Here is an 18,606-nt window from a genome sequence, read left to right as displayed (position 1 = left end):
GTTACAGGTTGTGAATACAGGTTCTTAGCTACAGCACCATGCCGTTAAGGGTTTCCGGCACCTGCCCCGGCAGGACAGGGATAAAGTCCGGAGTGGCTTCCGCCGGATCTATACCGGTACAGAAGCCTGTGAACCGGGCGGCGGGGTAGAGATCCCGGAGGAAGCGGACACGTTCTGTATCCGGGGTGCAGCACAGGTACAGCACATGGGATACCCCCCGGGGCAAATCCTCCCGCCGCAGGGGCGGCAGGGACGCCCGCCCCCCGGCGCTGAGCACAGCCTCCAACGCGGGCCGGGCATCCTCCGGCTCACACAGCTCCAGAAGGGCCAGGGACTGCCCCTCCCGGTAGCCTACCCGGTGGGCCGCCTCCTGCTGCAAAAGAAAAGAGGACAGGGTGGCAAACACGTCCAGCAGCAAGTCCGTTTCAGACCCGGCGCCGTTTAAATCCAGCAGGAAAAGCAGGCAGTCTGCCAAAGGCAGGCTTGGCTCCTTCACCAGCATCCGCCCGGTTTTTTGGGACAGCTTCCAGTGAACCCGGGAAAGCCTGTCCCCCTGGCGGTATTCCCGCAGGCCGAAAAGCTCGGTGAGATCGTCCCCGGGCTTTGTCTGGGAGTATCGATCCCCGTCGCTGTCCGGGCTGCGGCTGGGCTGGACGGAAAGGGCGGGGCTGTACACCAGGGGGAAGAAAAAGGCAGAGCACCGGTTTTTCCCCCGCAGGGAGATGGGCAGGGCAAAAAGCCCCAGCAGGTCGCAGGCAGACACCTTGCTGATGGTGCAGGTGACAAGGCCGCAGGCGGCGGAGTGCAGGGCGTGTTCCAGCAGCAGGGGCCTGCCGCCCACCGTAAGGATAAGGTGTTCCTGCCGCGTCCCGCCTGTAAGGGAATTTTCCACAGTCAGCCGCATACGCACCTGTCCGCTGGGCAGGGGCCAGGGAGATCGCGCCTCTATGCGCAGGGGCACGCTTTGGCCCTTGCGCGCCCGGGCTATAGAGCCGTCCTCCTGGAGGAAAAGCCGCACCCGCATAGTGAGCATCCCTGGCAGGGAGATAACCAGGGAGCAGAGGGGCAGGGCCAGGGATAAGAGAAAGACATAGTAGGAGATATACCCGTCAAAGCAGATGAAAAACAGCCCGGTGCCCAGAAGGATCATAAGGTAGCTTAGCCGGTTTATCAGCATAAAGCGCCCCCTATCCGATAAGCTTGGGGGCGGGCACATCGTGGAAGAGCTCCTCCAGCACGCTGTGCGCGTCCCGGTCATTAAGCCTTGCCTGGGGATCCAGCACCAGGCGGTGCTCCATCACGTTGTAAAAGAGCAGGCCCACGTCGGCTGGGATTACGTAGTCCCTGCCAGCCATCCAGGCGCTTGCCCGGCACGCCCGCACCAAGGCCCCTCCTGCCCGGGGGCTTGCCCCCAGCCGCACCAGCCGGTGCTCCCGGGTGGCGGTACACAGCTTCTGCACATAGCGGTACAGATCGTCTGCCACATGCACTTGGGCCGCCTCCTCCTGCATCTTCCGGAGATCTTCCAGGGAGGAAGTGCGGTGCAGGCAGTCTACCGGGCGCTGGCCCTCGGTCTGCTTCAATATCTGGATTTCCTGATCCGGGGTGGGATAGCCGATGGACAGCCGCAGCATGAAGCGGTCAAGCTGGGACTCTGGCAAAGGCTGGGTGCCCGCCGAACCCAGGGGATTTTGGGTGGCAATGACTGTATAAGGCTGGGGGAGCTTTCGGGTAACCCCGTCCACTGTCACCTGCCCCTCCTCCATAGCTTCCAGCAGGGCGCTTTGGGTTTTGGCACTGGTGCGGTTGATTTCATCCGCCAGAAACAGGTTTGCCATCACCGCCCCGGGCCTGTATTCCAGCTCCCCCGTGGCGCTGTTCAAAACAGAATAGCCCACCACGTCTGTGGGCATCACCTCCGGGGTAAACTGCACCCGGGTGTAGGAAAGGCCCATGGCCTTGGAAAAAGCGAGGGCCAGGGTGGTCTTGCCCACGCCGGGATTGTCCTCTAAGAGGATGTGGCCCTTTGCCAGCATGGCCATAAGCACCTTGCAGATAATGGTATCCTTTCCCACAATGGCCTTGCGAACCTCATTTATAATAGACAGCGCCCGGGGCTGCACCATAAAGCATCTTCCTTCCTGATTTCAAAAAACCGCTTCCCGCCAAAGGCTTTGATATGTTATACTAAAATTAGTAGCAGAGAGATAAAGGCGGGGAAAACCGCCGTTTCTTATAGTATAACAAAAATTCACTGAAAACAAAAGGGGGATCCGTGTGAAAAAAAGTTACGTTAAGAAAGCGGCCCAAAACTGGCTGGAGAAATACTGGGAAAATTCCCCAGGGCTTGCGGGCGCCTATGTCTCCGGCTCTTATCTCGCGGCAGCGGAGGATGCCCAGTGGCCCGAAAGCTCGGACGTGGATATAATGCTGGTCTGGCAGGCAGGCGCCTGCCCCCCAAAGCTTGGGAAGCTGCGGGAGCAGGGCGTGCTGCTGGAAGTTTCCTCCATAGAGGAAACAGAGTTTCAGGATTTGCCCCATGTGCTCTCCACCCACTATCTGGCCTATGCCCTCCAGGCCGGGGAAATCCTGTACGATCCCCAGGGAACCCTCTCTGCCCTGCACCAGCAGGTGCGGGAGGCGTATGCCAAAAGGGAATGGGTTGAGGCCCGCTGCGAAAGCTTTTACAAACGCATCCGGGAGGCTGTGGCGGGATACTGCCCGGAAGGCATGTCCTTTGCCCAGAAGGCAAACGGCTGGGCCTTCACCACAGCCATCGCCTGTTTCCCCATCCTGCTGGCAAACCTGGAAAACTGCACAGTGCGCAAACGGTATCCCGCTGCCCGGCAGGTGCTGAAAGCCTATGGCATGGAGGGCTTTTATCCCAGGCTGCTGTCCCTGCTGGTGCCGGAGCCTTTGGGCAAAGAGCGCCTCCTGGCACATATGGACGGGCTGGAAAAAACCTTCTCCCTGGCCTGCGCCTCCACAGGCCCCTCGGCAGGCTGCCCCTTCCGCCAGGATATCTCCCAGGAGGGCGCGGCTGTGGCTATTGGCGGCAGCCGGGAGCTGCTGGACACAGAATATCCGGAAGACGCGGTGTTCTGGATGCTTGCCACCTTTGCCCGCTGCCACATCATCCTAGACATGGACAACCCTGCCCTAAGCGGGGAGCGCCTGCCGGCCTTCCAGGCTTTTTTGGCGGATCTGGGCATTTCCCGGGAAGAAGATATCGCTTCCCGCCTGCAAAACCTTGCCGCCTTCCTCCCTGATTTGGAGAAAGCGGCGGGGGAGATTATCGATCAACGGGAGAAGCAGCAGCGCCTGTTTTGACAAGGCGGGAGAAAAATGGTAAAATAGCCCTGATACCAAAAGAGGGATCCCTCTTTTATGCCGTTCCAGTAAGGGAACGGCATAATCCCCCCTCTGAAGGTAAAGACTGGAACAGGAGAGCGCCGCAGACAGGAGGAGCAGGCTATGCGCATTGCCACACGGATCATCAAGCTTACCAATAAAATATTCCCCCAGGTGCCCCATCCCTTCAACCTGCAGAACGAGGGCCGGGAAACCTATGCCCAGTGGCAGTACCGCAAGGGCGGGGACACCATAAAATTTTTCCTGGAGGCCTGCACAGCGGAGGAAATGTTCCGGGACAAGCTGGTGCTGGACATGGGCTGCGGCGCGGCAGGGAAAAGCCTTTATTATTGTTCCCTGGGCGCAAAGCACGTCACAGGGGTGGACGTGGTGGAGCACTATGAGGAGGAGGCAAATGCCCTGGCGGAACAATTGGGCTATAAGGACAGGTTCACCTTTATTAGGGCCTCCGCTTTCAGCCTGCCCTTTGCAGACGGCTCCTTTGACACGATTATCATGAATGACTTTATGGAGCATGTGTCCGACCCGGAGCGCACCTTACAGGAGGCTTTGCGGCTTATAAGCCCACAGGGGGCCATTTATATCAACTTCCCGCCCTATTTCCATCCCACTGGGGCGCACCTCAGCGATGTGATAAACATGCCTTGGGTGCATCTGTTTTTTACGGAAAAGATGCTGGTGAACGCCTATAAAGAACTGGTGAAGGGAATGCCTGACGAGAAAGAACGGATCTCCCTGCGCATTTCCCAAAAAGAAAACGGGGAGGAATATTTCGGGTATATCAACAAGATGACCCTGAAAAAGTTTCAGGGCATCCTCCGGAATCTGGGGGTTGTGCCATTCTATTACCGGGAAGCGCCCCTTCGCCCCTGGATGGCCCCTTTGGCAAAGCTGCCCCTTTTGAAAGAGATGTTCGTGAAAATGGGGGTATGTATCATTAAAAAACCGCTTGCCCCGGCGCGCAAGGTGTAAGGCGCTTTTGAAAAGAGCGGCGGGTTAAGGGGCCAACTCCTGATGGCTGCACATCATACTTTACAGAGACCCCCCCTTGCCTGCTGGCAAGGGGGGTTCTCATAATAAGTAGAGGAGAGAAAAAGGAATTTGCAGTTCTCAGCGATATAGCAAACGCGCTTGAAAATCGGTATGCACCGTCAACTATACTGCTGCGCTCGGAGAAAGCGCACGTCCGTACCTAAAAACTCCAGCATCCCGTAATACCCTGCCAGCCGGGAGGCAAAGCGCTGGCTGTAGCGCTGCTCCAGCTCCTGCATGGAAAGGTTCGTGCTGATAATGGTGGGCTTCCCTGCCAGCATTCTGGTGTTCACAATGTTATACAACGCCGCGTTTACATACTGGGAGGGGAATTCCGTGCCCAGATCGTCCAGGATCAGCAGGTCGCAGGACACAAGCTGGGAGTTTGTGTCCCCGGGGGAGTCCGGCCCGCCTCGGTCAAAGCGTTCCCGCTCCAGGGCCACAGCAAAGCTTTGGGCAGAGCCATACACCACCCCATATCCCTTTTCAATGGCCTTCCCCGCGATAGCCAGGGAAAGATGGGTTTTGCCAAGGCCGGTAGGCCCCCGGAACAAAAGGCTGGAGGAGTTGCTCCGGAAACGGGCGGCATAGTCCTTGCAGGCAGTGAGGATGTTTTCCATCTGCCGGAATGCCCGGGGATCGCTTTTATAGTAGTCCAGGGAAAAGCGCTCAAAGGTGCTTTTCTCCAGAGGAGCGTTCATGCTGAGGGCTTCAAAAGCCATGGCCCGCTGCATCTGCTTCAGGCACTGGCACATATGCCCGTCCGCAAAGCCTGTGTCCTTGCAGCGGGGACAGGCATAAGGGGGCTGCAGGTCGGCAGGGGAAAGGCCGTGAGAGGAAAGCAGGCGCTCATATTCCCGCTGCAGGGCAAGGCCTTTGTCCCGCAGGCCTTCCAGGGCCTTGCGCACGTCGCCACCCTGTATGACAGCCCTGGCGGCCCCGCAGGCATTTGCGCCCATTTGCGCCTTGATTTCCCGGGCTTTGGGGCACAGGCGGTAAAAATCCTCCGCCTTCCGGGCCGCCGCGCTTTCCGCCTCCCGCCGGGAGCGCTCCAGCTTCTTGCAGGCCTCGTCATATATCTTTCGTCCATATCCCATAAACGCCCTCCGTTCAGGTTTTTGCCATGCCCGCTACAAATCCTTTGGCAGGTGGAAAAAGCTCATGCGGGCAAGCTCGTCGATATCATAGCTTTTCTCGCCTTCAGCCCCGGCTTTTGAAGGTCGGGGAGATGTTTTTTCTGCCTGCCGGGCGGCTTTTTTCTTTTCCTCGTGAGCAGAAAGCTCCTCCAGGTTCCGCACGCCGGCTGTGTGCCAGCTTTCCAGCACCCTGTCCATATAGGCGGCGCTGAATTTTCCCGTGTTGTCCACGCAGCGCTCATAGGCGGCGGAAAGCATTTCCTGGGAAAAGCCCCACTGCTCCACCCAGCGCAGGGCGGCTTCTTCTTCCTTTTTGCTGGGGGAGCGCTTGGGCAGGCCCGCCGCCCCCGCCACTTTATTCCAGGCCAGGCGGCGCTGGCTTAAATCCTGCAGCTTGGCATCGGCAGCCTCTAAGGAGAACACCCCGCTTTCCGCCCAGTCCCGAGCCACAGAGTCCAGATAAGTCGTACCGGTTTTCCCCACCTCCTGGGCATAGTGCAGCAGCATAACGCTTACCTCGGGAGGCAGGCCGTAGTCATCGGTGATGGTAAGCAGCAGGGTGGTCATAGCTGGGGAAAGGGTTTTCCCCAGCACGTTTTCCGCCTCCTGCATAAGAAACCGCAGCCCTTCCGATTCCTCCAGCCGCACCGCAAGCTGCACGGTATCGGGCTTTACCATGCGCTTCCTGGGAGGCAGGGCAGGCGCGGGCTGGGCTTGCGCCTGTTCTGCAGGCAAGGGCATTTGGCGTACAGGCGGGGATGCCTGCTGTGCCGGGGCCGGGGGCGGCGCGGGGGCAAAGGGGGCAGGGGCCTCCGGCTGGGGGACAGGGCACAGCTCCCCGGGGGAGGCTTCCGCCAGAAGCCCTCTGTCCGCCCAGTATTCCAAAGATTCCTGGGCGCTTTCCGCTGATAAATCCAAGGCCTGGGCCAACCCCTGGGAGGAAAAGCCCTCCCCGGCATGGCGCAAGGCCCACAGCAGCACTTGAAGCTGCTCACGCCCGGCAAGCTTTAAATGCCTGTCCACCAGGGCGCAGGGCACAGGGAAAATCTGGCCCCATGGCCCCAGTTCCAAATGATATTCCAAGGGCGCACCTCCTATAAACCAGTTTTGGGATCAAACCTTTTTTTAAAAGGTTTGCGGGGTTTGGGGTGAGCGTCTGCCTGCGGCAGGCAAGACCGCGCCCCCAGATCTTAGCTCCTGAAAAGGGAAATCTCCAGCCATTTGCCCCGGTACAGCCGTACCATGAAGATAAGCCCCCGGGCGCAAAGCTCTGCCGCCATGGCAAGCCACACGCCTACAAGCCCCAGTTGTCCCGCCAGCAGCAGGGACAGGGTGATGCGCACGCCCCACATGGTGGCAAGGCTGATGTAAAAGGGGCCTTTGGAGTCCCCCGCGCCCCGCAGCGCGCCGGAAGCCACAATGGAAGCGCCGAAAAGCGGCTCCGCAAAGGCCACAATGCGCAGCACCTGGGCGCCCAGGGAGATAACCTCCGGATCCTTGGAGAAAATCATAATAAGCTGGGGGGCAAAGGCAAAGAGCACGGCCCCGCCTAAAGTCATGATGGCAATGCCCATCCAGGAAACCATGCGGGCAAAGCGCCTGGCTAAATCCTTGCGGCCCGCGCCCATGGTCTGGCCCACCAAAGTGGTGCCTGCCACTGCCACGCCGGAGGCAGGCAGATAGCTGATAGACTCCGCCGTAACCGCCAGGTGGTTTGCCGCCACCGCCACAGTGCCGATGCCGGTAATCACAGCGGTTATCACAATCTGGGCCACGCAGAGGGTAGCCCGTTCCAAAGCGGCGGGAAGCCCCAGCCGCCAAACTGCCAGCAGGCATTCCCGCTGGAAGCCGCAGCGCTGTTTCCACTTTAACTGCACAGGGGATCGCCTGCGGAACATGACTAGTAAAAATAGAAAGAAAACAACAGCGGTGGAGCACCCGGAGGCAAAGGCCGCCCCTGCCACGCCCCAGCCAGCCCCCCACACAGGCACACTGAAGCCGAACAGTGTGAGGGTGCGGGCGGGATAAATCAAGCAGAAGTTGAGCACCACATTTAAAACGTTTATCATCAGGTTCAGCACCATGGGGGTTTTGGTGTCTCCGGCGCAGCGCAGAATGGCGCTGAACATGTTGGCCCCCAGGGTGAAGGGCATGGCGCAGGCAATAATGCGGAAATACAGCGAGGCCTGGGGCCGTACAGCAGCCTCCGCCCCCAGCAGGGCAGGCAGGGGGAAGGACAGGGCAACGGCAACGCCGCCTAAAAGCAGGCCGAAAATCCCCACAAAGCCCAGCGCCTGCCAGGCCACATCCCGGGCGCTCTTTTCCCGGCCGGCTCCCAGGTGCTGGGCCACCTGTACGGAAAAACCGATGGAAGCGGCATTAAACATGCCGCCGAACAGCCAGGTGGTGCTGGCGGTAAGCCCTACGGCGGCAGTGGCGGCAGATCCAAGGGAGCCTACCATGGCGGTATCCACATATTGCACCAGGGTAATCATAAGCTGCTCTACAATGGCAGGCCAGGCCAGCAGCAGGACGGCCCCCATGGTGTCTCTCATCCGGGGCGTGCCTTCTGCCTTAAGCAGGCAGGAAATCCTCTCTCCGGCCGTCATACTTCGTAGTCGATGCAGGCCCGGCCCTCCGGCTCCCGCAGCTCCTTCACAAACTGCCCAAAGGCCACGTGGGCCGGATGCTTCTGGTAAGCGGTTAGCTGCTCCAGGGAGTCAAATTCCGATACTAATATATAGTCATAATTCCCGGGCGCCTGCCCCTCCGCACCGAAGCTTACAGTAAAGCGGGTGAACTCTGGAATCTCCTCTCCCAGGGCCAGCATACGGGCCTTGGCTTCCCGCAGGTTTTCCTCTTTGGATCTCCCGTTGGCAGAATCCTTGAATTTGAACATGACAATGTGACGAATCATATCCCTTTCCCCTTTTCCTAATGTAATACGGTATGCCCGTATTGTACTCCATTTCAGGCGGGATTGCAAGGCTGAGGGGGCGGAGGGGGAAAATTTCACAGCAGGATGTCCGCTGGCAGCGGACATCTGGACGCTCGTTGTGGAATCTAAACAGAAGCAGCGCCAAAATCTGATAACAGTTTTGTAACAATTTTGCAGGGAAAAAGGCTGGGAAAGCTGGGTTCTTCTAAAGCGGAACCTTCTGTTTTCCGCATGGCAGAGCCATTTTCAGAAGGCGTAGGCCTGTGTGAAGGGAAGGTTTTTCCTCTGTGACGGGTATGTGAAAATTCCATGAACAGATGTTGACAAGGGCTTTCCCAGCGTGATATAATGTTGGCACAAAAAGCAGCGTGCACTTTGGCTGTTTTTGGTGAAGTATGACGGATTTTGCTTCTGGAGAGTAAAATGCTGTTATACACGCGCTTTTGGGCCTGTGCCGGCCTTAGACGCAGGCCCAACCATTACACACCGCCGTGAAAGGCGGACGAGAGGAGGCAGCCCGGGGGAGGGCATCGGAAAGGGCTTTAAAACGGAAACGGCAGGCAGAATGCAAAGGGGATCCCCTTTGGCGTATTTCTATGGGTTCCATAGAAATATCATCCTTAATTGCCAGCCTAATAAAGTTTTCGCGGAAAAGCCAGAACTGCCGGCCCGCCGCAAGCTGCCGCAATTTCAAAAGGAGGCATTACCAAATGAAAAAAAGGACAGTAGCCGCTCTGCTGGCGCTGGCTTTGGTTCTCACCTGCATGCTTAGCGCATGCGGCGGCGGAGACAACAGCAGCGCCAGCACACCCACACCGGGTGGCGACACACCCGCTTCTTCCGCTGGCGAGAGCAAAGCTGAAAGCAAGGAAGAGAGCAAGGCTGACACCCCCGCCCCTTCCGGTGAAATGACCGACGTGGGCACCCCCCGTAACGAGACCCTGATCGTAGAAGTGCAGTCCACTTCTAAGACTCCCGGTCAGTTCAACACCCTCATGCAGGGCACCTCCACTGGCTTCGGCATTCATCAGCTCATCAAGGCCAGCCTGTGGGAAATGAACACCATCAAGGGCGAGCAGTTCTGCGACCTGGCTGCTGATTTCCCTGAGTCCAACGAGGACTTCACCGAGCACACCTTCCACATCCGCGAAGGCCTCAAGTGGTCTGACGGCGTTGACTTCACCGCTGACGACGTGGTTTACACCATGAACCAGATGAAGGATAACCCCGGCCTCACCACCTCTGGCTACTATCAGCAGATCTTCAAGTCCATCGAAGCTGTTGACGCCACCACCGTGAAGATTGTCACCAACGAGCCGTTCCCCCGCCTTGCTCTGAAGTTTGGCGTTACCATTTACGGCAACGACCTGCGCGTTGTGCCCAAGCACATCTATGAGCAGCAGGAAGACATCAGCCAGTTCCAGGATCCGGAGCCTGTCACCCTCACTCCCTACACTGTGAAGGATTATGACTCCCTGGGCAACTGGGTGCTGTACGAGCGCCGCGAAGACTGGGAAGCCACTGACGTTGGCGCAGTTGAAGGCAAAGAGCCTGCTGCCAAGTACGTTCTGTTCAAGGTGCTGGGCGATGCCAACACCAAGCAGATGATGATGGTTAACAACGAAGTTGACATCATGAACGAGTGCACTCCCGAAATGATGGAAGCCATGATCGCCCAGAACGATAAGATCAAGGGTTGGTATCCTGACTGGCCCTATGCCACTTCTGATGACCCCTGCTCCAAGGGCATCGCTTTCTCCATGGGCAAGGGCGCTCCCTATGACAACCCCGACTTCCGCTGGGGCATGGCACTGGCTCTCGACTTCGAGAAGATCACCCAGAACGTGTTCCAGGGCACGGGCCGTATGTCCGCCTTCTCCGTGCTGACCGGCACCCTGGCTATGCACGACTACTACTATGATGATCTGGCTAAGTGGGCCACCGATGAGCTTCGCCTTGACCTGGGTGACGGCAACGGCAAGACCTATGAGCCTTTCGATCCCGACATGCCTAACCGCATTGCTGAAACCATGCGGCAGCAGGGCCATGACATCCCCGACGATCCCGAAACCATCCGCGACCTGTTTGGTGTAGGCTGGTGGAAGCATGATCCCGAGGCTGCTGAGAAGCTGCTGACCAAGGCTGGCCTGGAGAAGAAGGACGATGGCTGGTACTTTGACGGCAAGCCCTTCGTTATTGAGCTGACCTACCTGAACGATGACAACGAGGCTCAGCAGAAGCGCGGCGGCGAAGCTGCCTTCAACCAGTGGACTGAGTTCGGCCTGAACATCAACCTGGTGTCCAAGTCCGGCGCAAGCTGGGATACCGATGCTAGCACCGGTGCTTATGAGATGGCTACCTACTGGCCCACCGGCGGCATCACCGAGGACATCTACTCTCAGTTCTCCGGCTGGGATGCTGATCTGATTGTTCCTATGGGCGAGCGCGGCTCCGGCCAGGGCACCCGCTGGAACAACCAGGAAGCTACCGACCTTATCCATGAGATTGCTACCCTGTCTCCTGACGATCCTAAGTGTAAGGAAGACAACATGAAGCTTATCAAGCTCATGACCGAAGAAATGATCTTCATCCCCTTCCACTCCGGCGTCAAGCTGTGCCCCACCAACGAGACTTACTGGACTGGGTATCCCACCTCTGAGAATCCCTACAACGGCCCCTGGTGGTGGTGGAGTGTGTTCAAGTTCTTCACTCCCTATATCACCCCTGTTGCCTAAAATTTAGACGCTATAGCTTTTAAAAAAGCATAAGCTGCTGCTAAATTTCTGAATTGCATGTTTTGAAAATTTAGGAGGGAGGCGGCGAACTGTATTTGTAGTTCCCGCCTCTTTCTTATACTTTCTGTATAATTTTCCAAATTGTTTTCACTTAGTCCTGCAACTTTTGTGAGGTAAGGAAGTGTAGCTGTTGAAATTCCGTCAATTTTTACTTTCGAGAGTTTTTTCGTGGGCTATCACAATCCTGATCGGCGTTACCTTCATATTCTTCATCCCCCGTATGTTCCCTTCTGACCCTGTTGAGAATATGATAGGCCAGATCACAGCCCGCGCCGGACAGATGGATCCTGTCGAATTGGAACTGCTGCGCAAAAACCTGCGCACACAGTTCGGCCTGGATGGATCCCTTATACAGCAGTATTTTGATTTCCTGTGGAGAGGCCTGCTGCATTTTGACTTTGGCCCCTCTCTGGGCAGTTTCCCCACCCCTGTGAATGACATTATCGGCAGAAACCTGCCTTATACTATGGTATTGTCCCTTAGCGGCACTATCGTGGCTTGGATCTTCGGTAATGCCATCGGCCTGCTGGCTGGTTTCCGGAAGAACGCCCGTTCTTCTAAGATTCTGGAAAGCATCGCTATCTGCATCTATCCCATCCCCTACTTTATCGTAGCCCTGGTTTTCCAGATTGTCTTCGCCTTTGTGCTGGGATGGTTCCCCTTACAGTCTAACATTGTAACCAACCAAGGCTTTGGCGCTTTTATCAGCAGTTATACCAGAGGCTCGTTCCTGCCCTTCATGGGCCTGTTGCTGGTAGGCATGGGCTGGCAGATTATCTCTATGAAATCTCTGGCAAGCACTACCGCAGAAGAGGACTTTGTGCTCTTCGCCCGGTACCGCGGCCTGTCTGAAAAGACCATAGGCATCAGCTATGTGCTCCGCAACTCCATCCTTACCCAGATCACGGCTCTGGCCATGAGCCTGGGCGGCGCTTTCAGCGGCTCCATCATGACGGAGATCATCTTCACATATCCCGGCGTTGGCCAGCTCATTCAGGGCGCCATCCTGGGTTCTGACTACAACATGATCTTGGGCTGTATCACAATCTCTATTGTAGCTGTTTCCACCGCAACGCTGATCGTGGACTTGATTTACCCGTTCATCGATCCCCGTATCCGGTACGCTTAAGGAAGGAGGAGTCGTAGCATATGAAAAAGTTTTGGAAAAATGCCAATTTCCGCTTGAGAGCGGGCATCATCATTACTGCGTTCTTCTTCATTATTGGATTTGTTGTCTATTTCATTCCCCATGCGGATCCTTTCATGTTCAATACATACCCCGCCAAGCTGGGGGTTTCATCTGAGCATCTGCTGGGTACAACAGGCATGGGCCAGGACATTCTGTGGTCCCTGATTGAGGCCATTCATAACTCCCTGTCCATGGGCCTTATCGTGGCGGCTATCGGCACCGTGGTAGGCGTGTTCGTGGGCCTGCTGGCCGGTTTCGCCGGCGGCACCCTGGACCGCGTCCTCACCATCATCACCGATACCTTCGTAGTTATCCCTTCTCTGCCCATCCTGATTCTGATGACCTCCCTGATGCGCGGCAGCTCCAGCTCTACTGTTATCCTGCTGGCCCTGGTTCTGGCTATGTTCGCTTGGGCGTGGCCCAGCCGCCAGATCCGTTCCATGGCCTTGACCATCAAGGAGCGCGACTTCATCCACACCGCCCGGTTCTCCGGCGAGGGCACCTTCCAGATTGTTGCCACCGAAATCCTGCCCTTTGCCCTTACCTGGTCCCTGTCTAACTTTATGAACGCTGTTTTGTCCGCCATTGGTCAGGAATCCAGCCTGGCTATCCTGGGCCTGTCCCCGGCGAACCTGCTGTCCCTGGGCAATATGATCAACTGGGCCAAAGAGCGCAACGCGATCTTCACCCGGCAGTGGCTGTGGATCGGTTCCCCCATTGTGGCAACAGTCATCCTGTTCATCGGGCTGTTCCTGTTGATCACGGGGTACAATGATTATCTATCCATGAAGAGAGGCAGGTAACGTATATGCTAAAAGTCGAAAATCTGTCCGCTTCTTATCAGACTATTGATGGCGACGTCCATGTTATAAAAGACCTGGACTTTGAAATTCGGGAAAACGAAATTTTCGGTATCGCGGGCGAGTCCGGCTGCGGCAAGACCACCCTTTTAAAGACCCTCTATGATATCGTGGAATTCCCTCTGGTTATCGACCAGGGCAAGGTAATCCTCAGCGGTGAAAAGAACGGGCAGAAGTTCTCTTATGAGTCCGGCCAGATCCGCAAGAGCTGGTGGAACAACATTTCCTATGTTCCCCAGGCCGCCCAGAGCGTTCTGAACCCCATCGTGCGTTTGAAGAAGCAGTTCCTCGATTCTATCCCTGATGAGGATAAGAAGAACGAAACCGAGGAGCAGACCCTGGCCCGCGTGGCCAAATATCTGGAGGACTTGAGCCTGTCCCCCGACGTACTGGAGTCCTATCCCTTCCAGTTGTCCGGCGGTATGCGGCAGCGCGTTATCATCGCCCTTGCCACCTTCATGTCCCCCAACGTGGTGCTGGCCGACGAGCCTACCACCGCTCTGGACGTGGTTGTACAGCGCGGCATTCTGATGATGCTTATGCGCCTGCAGAAGCAGTTCAAGAACACGCTGGTTATCGTCAGCCATGACATGGGCGTACACTACCAGATCACAAACCGCATGGCTATCATGTATTCCGGCAGCGTCATCGAACTGGGCGACACGGAAGAGATCTTCTCCGATCCCGTCCATCCCTACACCCAGATGCTGGTTGCGGCTCTGCCCCGCGTAGGCGATAAGAGCCAGAAAGTGGGCATTCCCGGGCGTCCGCCAGCCCTGAAGAATCCCCCTCCGGGCTGCCGTTTTGCACCCCGCTGCCCCAAGGCAACAGACCGCTGCCGCAGCGAAGTGCCCAAGTTCCGCGAGGTCAAACCCGGGCGCTTTGCCGCCTGCCATTTGCTGAATGAGGAGGTGGGCTTGTAATGGCTGAAAAATTGCTGGAAATCAAAAACGTCAGTAAGATATTCCGTATCGGCGGCATGATCCGCGGCAAAAAGCTGGTGGCCGTTGACGACGTGTCCTTGTCCATCGACAGCGACAAGCCGGTTATCCTCTCCATTGTGGGCGAGTCCGGCTGCGGAAAGTCTACTCTGTGCAAGATGGTTCTCCGCCTGCACCAGCCCGACATGGGCGATATCACCCTGCTGGGCAGATCCTATAAGGATAAGAAGGGCTATGACCCCAAGCAGTTCCGTTTGGATGTGCAGCCCATTTTCCAGAACCCCTATGAATCCTTCTCCGCCAGAAAGACAGTGGACTCCTACCTGTACAATACCGCCCTGCGCCTTGGCATTGCCAAGAACCGCGCCGAAGCGGATCAGAAGGTAGACGAGGCCCTGAAGAGCGTGGGTATGTCCCTGGCCGTTGTCAAGGGCAAGTATCCCACCCAGTTCTCCGGCGGCGAGCTGCAGCGTGTTTCCATCGCCCGCGCTTTGATCACGCAGCCTAAGCTGATTATCGCTGACGAACCTGTTGCTGCTATCGACGCTTCCATGAAGATGAACATTGTAAACCTCTTCAAGGATCTGAAGGAGAAGTACAACGTTTCCTTTATCTACATCACCCATGACCTGTCCACGGCATATTATGTGTCCGATTACATCGCAACCCTGTACCGCGGCTGCCTGATTGAATATGGCCCTGCCAAGGAAATCATGGACGAACCCGCCCATCCTTACACAGAGCTGCTGATGAATGCGGTTCCCCGCGTAGGCGATAAGTGGAAGGAAGATCTTGTAATGCCTGACATGGAGGACAAGGAATTCTCCATTGAGTATTGCAAATTTGCCCCCCGTTGCCCCTATGCTACTGACGAGTGCCGGAAGGAACGGCCCAAGGAGACTTATCTCAGCGATGAGCGCAAGGTGCTTTGCTACCATCCGCTGAACAATGGAAGCAAATAAATTATCAATCCCCCGAGGTTTTCCGCCTCGGGGGATTCTTTCGTTTTGCCAGGCTTCATGTTCTTAAGACTTTCCACTGTATAGTAAACGCACTTGAAAATCGGTATATACGATTTTCAAGCCGGGTGGCTACGCCACCTGGTTTAAAAGAGGTATTCGGCCTCTTTTGAACTGCGTTAACTATACTATGCACAACTTCCGCAGTGTCAGAGTATTCACGCCCACACCGCTGCCCCAGCTTTTTGGGCGGACAGCGCGGCTTTATACCGCTTGAGATAAAGAGAAAAACCTTCCGCCGTCTTCTCGTTTGGAAGCTGGCATTTTTCCTGGGAATTGGCAAAAACCTTGTGGGAGAGGTAGTCCTCCAGGGACTCCCCATTTTCCCGGTTTTTCCGGAACATGGCAAGCAAGGCCATGCCCCAGGGGCCGCCTTCTCCGGCTGTTTCCAGCACAGCGACAGGCACATCCAGAGCACTGGCCATCAGTCGGGGAGCCACCTCGGGCACCTTGAAAAGGCCGCCGTGCCCGTAAAGTTTGTCCAGCGCCACCTGCTCTTCCTTCAAAAGCGCCATGCCTATACGCAGGGGGGCCATGGCGGCGTAAAGCTGTGCCCGGGCAAAGTTTCCCAGGGTAAGGGAAGCCAAGGGATTGCGCAGCAACATAGGGCACCCTGCCTCCAGCTTCATCACAGGCTCCCCGGAGAAACAGTTAAAGTTTACCAGCCCGCCGCAGTCCGGTTCCCCTGCAAGGGCTGCCTGATAAAGGAGGGCATATAAGTCGCTTTTGCTGATTTTCGTCCCGCAAGCCCCCAGAAGCTCCCCAAACAGCTTTACCCAGGCGTCCAGATCGGAAGTGCAGGTGTTGCAGTGTACCATGGCCACAGGCTTGCCAGTGGGAGTAGTCACCATGTCGATTTCCGGATACACCCGGGAAAGGGGCTTTTCCAGCACCACCATGGCAAAGATGGATGTGCCTGCCGACACATTCCCTGTCCGGGGAGAAACGCTGTTGGTAGCCGTCATGCCCGTACCCGCATCCCCCTCCGGCGGACAGAAGGGCACGCCGGGCTGCAGGCAGCCGGATGGATCCAGCAGCTTGGCTCCCGCCGGGGTCAGGAAGCCGCCGTCATCCCCGGCGGTCAGGGCGGCAGGCAGGATATCCCGGATTTTCCAGGGAAGCCCGTAAGGCTCTGTCAGGCTGTCAAATTGATCCAGCATCCCGCTGTCATAGTCCTTTGTAGCGCTGTCCAAAGGGAACATGCCGGCGGCCTCTCCAGTGCCCAGCACCTTCCTGCCTGTCAACTGCCAGTGTACATATCCCGCCAAGGTGGTGAGAAAGCCGATGCTGGGGACATGCGCCTCCTGCAGGCGGACAGCCCGATATAAATGGGCGGCGCTCCAGCGCTGGGGAATGTTAAAGCCAAAGAGATCTGTCAGCTCAGCGGCTTCTTTTTCGGTGATGGTGTTGCGCCAGGTGCGGAATGCGGCAAGCTGCCGCCCTTCCCGGTCAAAGGGAAGGTAGCCATGCATCATGGCGGACACCCCCATAGCCCCCACTGTAACCAGAGTTTCCCCATACTGTTCCCGTACCTCCCGGGCCAGCAACCGGTAGGCCTCCTGGATGCCTGCCCAGGCCTCCTCCAGGGGATATGTCCATATGCCGTCTGCCTGCCGGTTTTCCCAGGTATAATCGCCGCTTGCCAGCGGCGTGTGGCCAGGCCCGATTAAAACGGCCTTAATGCGGGTAGAACCAAGTTCCAGCCCAAGCGCGGTTTCCCCTTTTTGTATAGCCAGCTTTTTTTCCCTGTCCATTAAAATCCCTCCCGAATTTTATGTGGTTTTTAATGTAAAATCTCTATATAGATTTTGACTATCCTTTTAGAAGTTCTCAAATGCCGTCAAAGCCTTATTTATCAAGGCTTTCCGGCATTTTTGATTAAGGAAGATACTCACAAATACCTGCAAAAGTTTTTAGGTTTTTGCGGTGAAAGGTAGTACAAAAGTAGTAAAACCTTATCCCGCTTTACGCTGCCAGCCGTTCCATTTCAGCCCTTGCAGAAGCAAAAGTCGCGTGTGCGTAATAGTTCAGCGTCATAGTGATATTGGAGTGTCCCATGATATACTGCAACGCTTTGGGGTTCATTCCTGCATTGGCTAAATTGGTGCAGAACGTGTGCCGGAGTGTGTGGGGCGTCATAACCTTTGGCAAGGCTTCCGTTTGGGTCTTGCTGTACTTCTTCACAAACCCCCGGAACATAGCTTCATAGTTCGCCGCCACTTTCGGCTTTCCGTCCCGGTTCAGGAAAAGGAAATTGCCGTAGCCGTCTACTATGATCGGCTCTGTACTCCTGCGGTTTTCAAGCACCCGTTTCAGTGCGTCGTGGACCTTCTCGCTCATAGGGATTTGCCGGACGCCGCTTCTCGTTTTGGGGGTTTCGATATAGTAGCCGCCCGCCCCTCATAAAAGCTGGTGGTCTACCTGAATTGTCCTGCCCTCAAAATCAAGGTCGGTTTCCGTCAGCCCGCAAAGCTCGGAAATCCTAATGCCCTGTCCCTAACAGTATCCCGATCTCGTCAAGGTATTTCTGATAGATGCTATCGCTCTCCACAAAGGATAAAAGGCTTGCTTCCTGCGCTGGCGTAAGCGGAGCTTTTGGCTCTATGTTGTCCTCAATCACGGTGTTAAGCTGGAAGTCAAAAGGATTTTTGCGGATACAATCGTCCTGTATCGCCGTGTAAAACGCGGCTTTCAGTGAATGCTTGTGGTTGTTGATGGTCTTGAATGAATATCCCTTGTCCCTCATGAGTAAAGCCCATTCTTTCGCGTCGGAGAGCTTTACATTTTCAATCGGGCAGGCTCCAAGGTTATCTTCCTCCAAAATCCGCATAAGCTGTTTTCGCCCCTGCTGTGTGCCTTGCCGCACGTTTGCCCTGTGGCGGGTCTGCTTCGCGTAGAGCTGGCAGACAGTCATTTTCTTTCCGATAGGGTCTATGCCGTTGTCAAGGTCTTTCTGTATCTGCTTTTCCTTTTCCCGCAGGGATAAATCGTCGCGTTTCCCGGCAGGGGTCTTGTCTGTGGGTACTAACTTCCAAGCGTAGACAAATTGTGGTTTTCCAAAGCCGTCCGTGTATTTGTAGGCATATCTTCCGTCTTTTCTCTGGCTCTCTCCTGAACGCAAAATCCGGTTCCTGTTATCGCGTCTTTTCTGTGACATGGTTTTTGCTCCTTTCCGAAAAAGGAAAGAGCCTTGATATGCTACAAATATTGTACCACATTCAAGGCCCGGTTTCACTACATTTTTTCACTAGATAGTGTCTACACGAATTAAGTACGGATAGCAGCCCAAATAGCGATACAACGGACGTGTACCGCGGCGATAAA

At 56.2% G+C, this 18,606-nt stretch carries 14 protein-coding genes and 1 pseudogene; 7 read left to right on the top strand and 8 right to left on the bottom strand.

Annotation, left to right across the window (positions count from 1 at the left end):
• Positions 1-28 precede the first annotated feature (28 nt).
• Complete coding sequence (locus D1841_RS11980; RefSeq protein ID WP_160643340.1) at positions 29-1,177, bottom strand: DUF58 domain-containing protein; 1,149 nt, start codon at positions 1,175-1,177, stop codon at positions 29-31.
• A gap of 10 nt (positions 1,178-1,187) precedes the next feature.
• Positions 1,188-2,126 carry a MoxR family ATPase gene (locus D1841_RS11975; protein ID WP_160643338.1) on the bottom strand — a complete coding sequence of 313 codons (939 nt, stop codon included), beginning with the start codon at positions 2,124-2,126 and terminating at the stop codon, positions 1,188-1,190.
• A 151-nt stretch (positions 2,127-2,277) separates the two neighbouring features.
• Between D1841_RS11975 and D1841_RS11970 the strand changes: the two genes are divergently transcribed.
• Positions 2,278-3,330 (top strand): hypothetical protein, encoded by a 1,053-nt coding sequence (locus D1841_RS11970; protein WP_160643336.1) that lies wholly within the window; start codon positions 2,278-2,280, stop codon positions 3,328-3,330.
• 144 nt (positions 3,331-3,474) lie between these two features.
• Positions 3,475-4,344, top strand: a complete 870-nt coding sequence (locus D1841_RS11965; protein WP_160643334.1) for a bifunctional 2-polyprenyl-6-hydroxyphenol methylase/3-demethylubiquinol 3-O-methyltransferase UbiG — start codon at positions 3,475-3,477, stop codon at positions 4,342-4,344.
• A gap of 179 nt (positions 4,345-4,523) precedes the next feature.
• Here the strand turns inward: D1841_RS11965 and D1841_RS11960 are convergent, their stop codons facing one another.
• The 4 genes from D1841_RS11960 to D1841_RS11945 form a co-directional block, all read right to left on the bottom strand.
• Positions 4,524-5,501, bottom strand: coding sequence for an ATP-binding protein (locus tag D1841_RS11960; RefSeq protein WP_160643332.1), 978 nt, complete (start codon positions 5,499-5,501; stop codon positions 4,524-4,526).
• A gap of 33 nt (positions 5,502-5,534) precedes the next feature.
• Positions 5,535-6,623, bottom strand: a complete 1,089-nt coding sequence (locus D1841_RS11955; protein WP_160643330.1) for a DnaD domain protein — start codon at positions 6,621-6,623, stop codon at positions 5,535-5,537.
• A gap of 107 nt (positions 6,624-6,730) precedes the next feature.
• On the bottom strand, positions 6,731-8,095 hold the full coding sequence (locus tag D1841_RS11950) for an MATE family efflux transporter (protein WP_160643328.1): 1,365 nt from the start codon (positions 8,093-8,095) through the stop codon (positions 6,731-6,733).
• A gap of 50 nt (positions 8,096-8,145) precedes the next feature.
• Entirely contained in the window at positions 8,146-8,457 is a 312-nt protein-coding gene (locus D1841_RS11945; protein WP_160643326.1) for a Dabb family protein, read from the bottom strand.
• 731 nt (positions 8,458-9,188) lie between these two features.
• Here D1841_RS11945 and D1841_RS11940 point away from each other — a divergent pair.
• From D1841_RS11940 to D1841_RS11920, 5 genes are all read left to right on the top strand, one after another.
• A complete protein-coding gene (locus D1841_RS11940; RefSeq protein WP_160643322.1) occupies positions 9,189-11,213 on the top strand; it encodes an ABC transporter substrate-binding protein in 2,025 nt (674 codons plus the stop codon).
• A 190-nt stretch (positions 11,214-11,403) separates the two neighbouring features.
• Positions 11,404-12,402 (top strand): ABC transporter permease, encoded by a 999-nt coding sequence (locus tag D1841_RS11935; protein ID WP_161880027.1) that lies wholly within the window; start codon positions 11,404-11,406, stop codon positions 12,400-12,402.
• Between the two features lie 20 nt (positions 12,403-12,422).
• Positions 12,423-13,265, top strand: a complete 843-nt coding sequence (locus tag D1841_RS11930; protein WP_161880028.1) for an ABC transporter permease — start codon at positions 12,423-12,425, stop codon at positions 13,263-13,265.
• Positions 13,266-13,270: 5 nt separating this feature from the next.
• Positions 13,271-14,245, top strand: a complete 975-nt coding sequence (locus D1841_RS11925; protein ID WP_160643317.1) for an ABC transporter ATP-binding protein — start codon at positions 13,271-13,273, stop codon at positions 14,243-14,245.
• Positions 14,245-15,225 carry an ABC transporter ATP-binding protein gene (locus D1841_RS11920; protein WP_160643315.1) on the top strand — a complete coding sequence of 327 codons (981 nt, stop codon included), beginning with the start codon at positions 14,245-14,247 and terminating at the stop codon, positions 15,223-15,225. The genes D1841_RS11925 and D1841_RS11920 overlap by 1 nt, the downstream gene beginning before the upstream one ends.
• A gap of 215 nt (positions 15,226-15,440) precedes the next feature.
• Here the strand turns inward: D1841_RS11920 and D1841_RS11915 are convergent, their stop codons facing one another.
• Both D1841_RS11915 and D1841_RS11910 read right to left on the bottom strand, forming a co-directional pair.
• On the bottom strand, positions 15,441-17,036 hold the full coding sequence (locus tag D1841_RS11915; protein ID WP_160643313.1) for a xylulokinase: 1,596 nt from the start codon (positions 17,034-17,036) through the stop codon (positions 15,441-15,443).
• Between the two features lie 211 nt (positions 17,037-17,247).
• Positions 17,248-18,439, bottom strand: a pseudogene (locus D1841_RS11910) (tyrosine-type recombinase/integrase).
• Positions 18,440-18,606: the final 167 nt, after the last annotated feature.

Source organism: Neglectibacter sp. X4 (assembly GCF_009917365.1).
GTDB lineage: Bacteria > Bacillota > Clostridia > Oscillospirales > Acutalibacteraceae > Acutalibacter.
This window is presented reverse-complemented; position numbering and strand designations above follow the sequence as displayed.

What these genes read in the sequence shown, in the direction of transcription:
- D1841_RS11980 (WP_160643340.1), bottom strand. Translation starts at nt 1,177, where the DNA reads ATGCTGATAAACCGGCTAAGCTACCTTATGATCCTTCTGGGCACCGGG.
- D1841_RS11975 (WP_160643338.1), bottom strand. Translation starts at nt 2,126, where the DNA reads ATGGTGCAGCCCCGGGCGCTGTCTATTATAAATGAGGTTCGCAAGGCC.
- D1841_RS11965 (WP_160643334.1), top strand. Translation starts at nt 3,475, where the DNA reads ATGCGCATTGCCACACGGATCATCAAGCTTACCAATAAAATATTCCCC.
- D1841_RS11960 (WP_160643332.1), bottom strand. Translation starts at nt 5,501, where the DNA reads ATGGGATATGGACGAAAGATATATGACGAGGCCTGCAAGAAGCTGGAG.
- D1841_RS11950 (WP_160643328.1), bottom strand. Translation starts at nt 8,095, where the DNA reads ATGAGAGACACCATGGGGGCCGTCCTGCTGCTGGCCTGGCCTGCCATT.
- D1841_RS11945 (WP_160643326.1), bottom strand. Translation starts at nt 8,457, where the DNA reads ATGATTCGTCACATTGTCATGTTCAAATTCAAGGATTCTGCCAACGGG.
- D1841_RS11940 (WP_160643322.1), top strand. Translation starts at nt 9,189, where the DNA reads ATGAAAAAAAGGACAGTAGCCGCTCTGCTGGCGCTGGCTTTGGTTCTC.
- D1841_RS11930 (WP_161880028.1), top strand. Translation starts at nt 12,423, where the DNA reads ATGAAAAAGTTTTGGAAAAATGCCAATTTCCGCTTGAGAGCGGGCATC.
- D1841_RS11925 (WP_160643317.1), top strand. Translation starts at nt 13,271, where the DNA reads ATGCTAAAAGTCGAAAATCTGTCCGCTTCTTATCAGACTATTGATGGC.
- D1841_RS11920 (WP_160643315.1), top strand. Translation starts at nt 14,245, where the DNA reads ATGGCTGAAAAATTGCTGGAAATCAAAAACGTCAGTAAGATATTCCGT.
- D1841_RS11915 (WP_160643313.1), bottom strand. Translation starts at nt 17,036, where the DNA reads ATGGACAGGGAAAAAAAGCTGGCTATACAAAAAGGGGAAACCGCGCTT.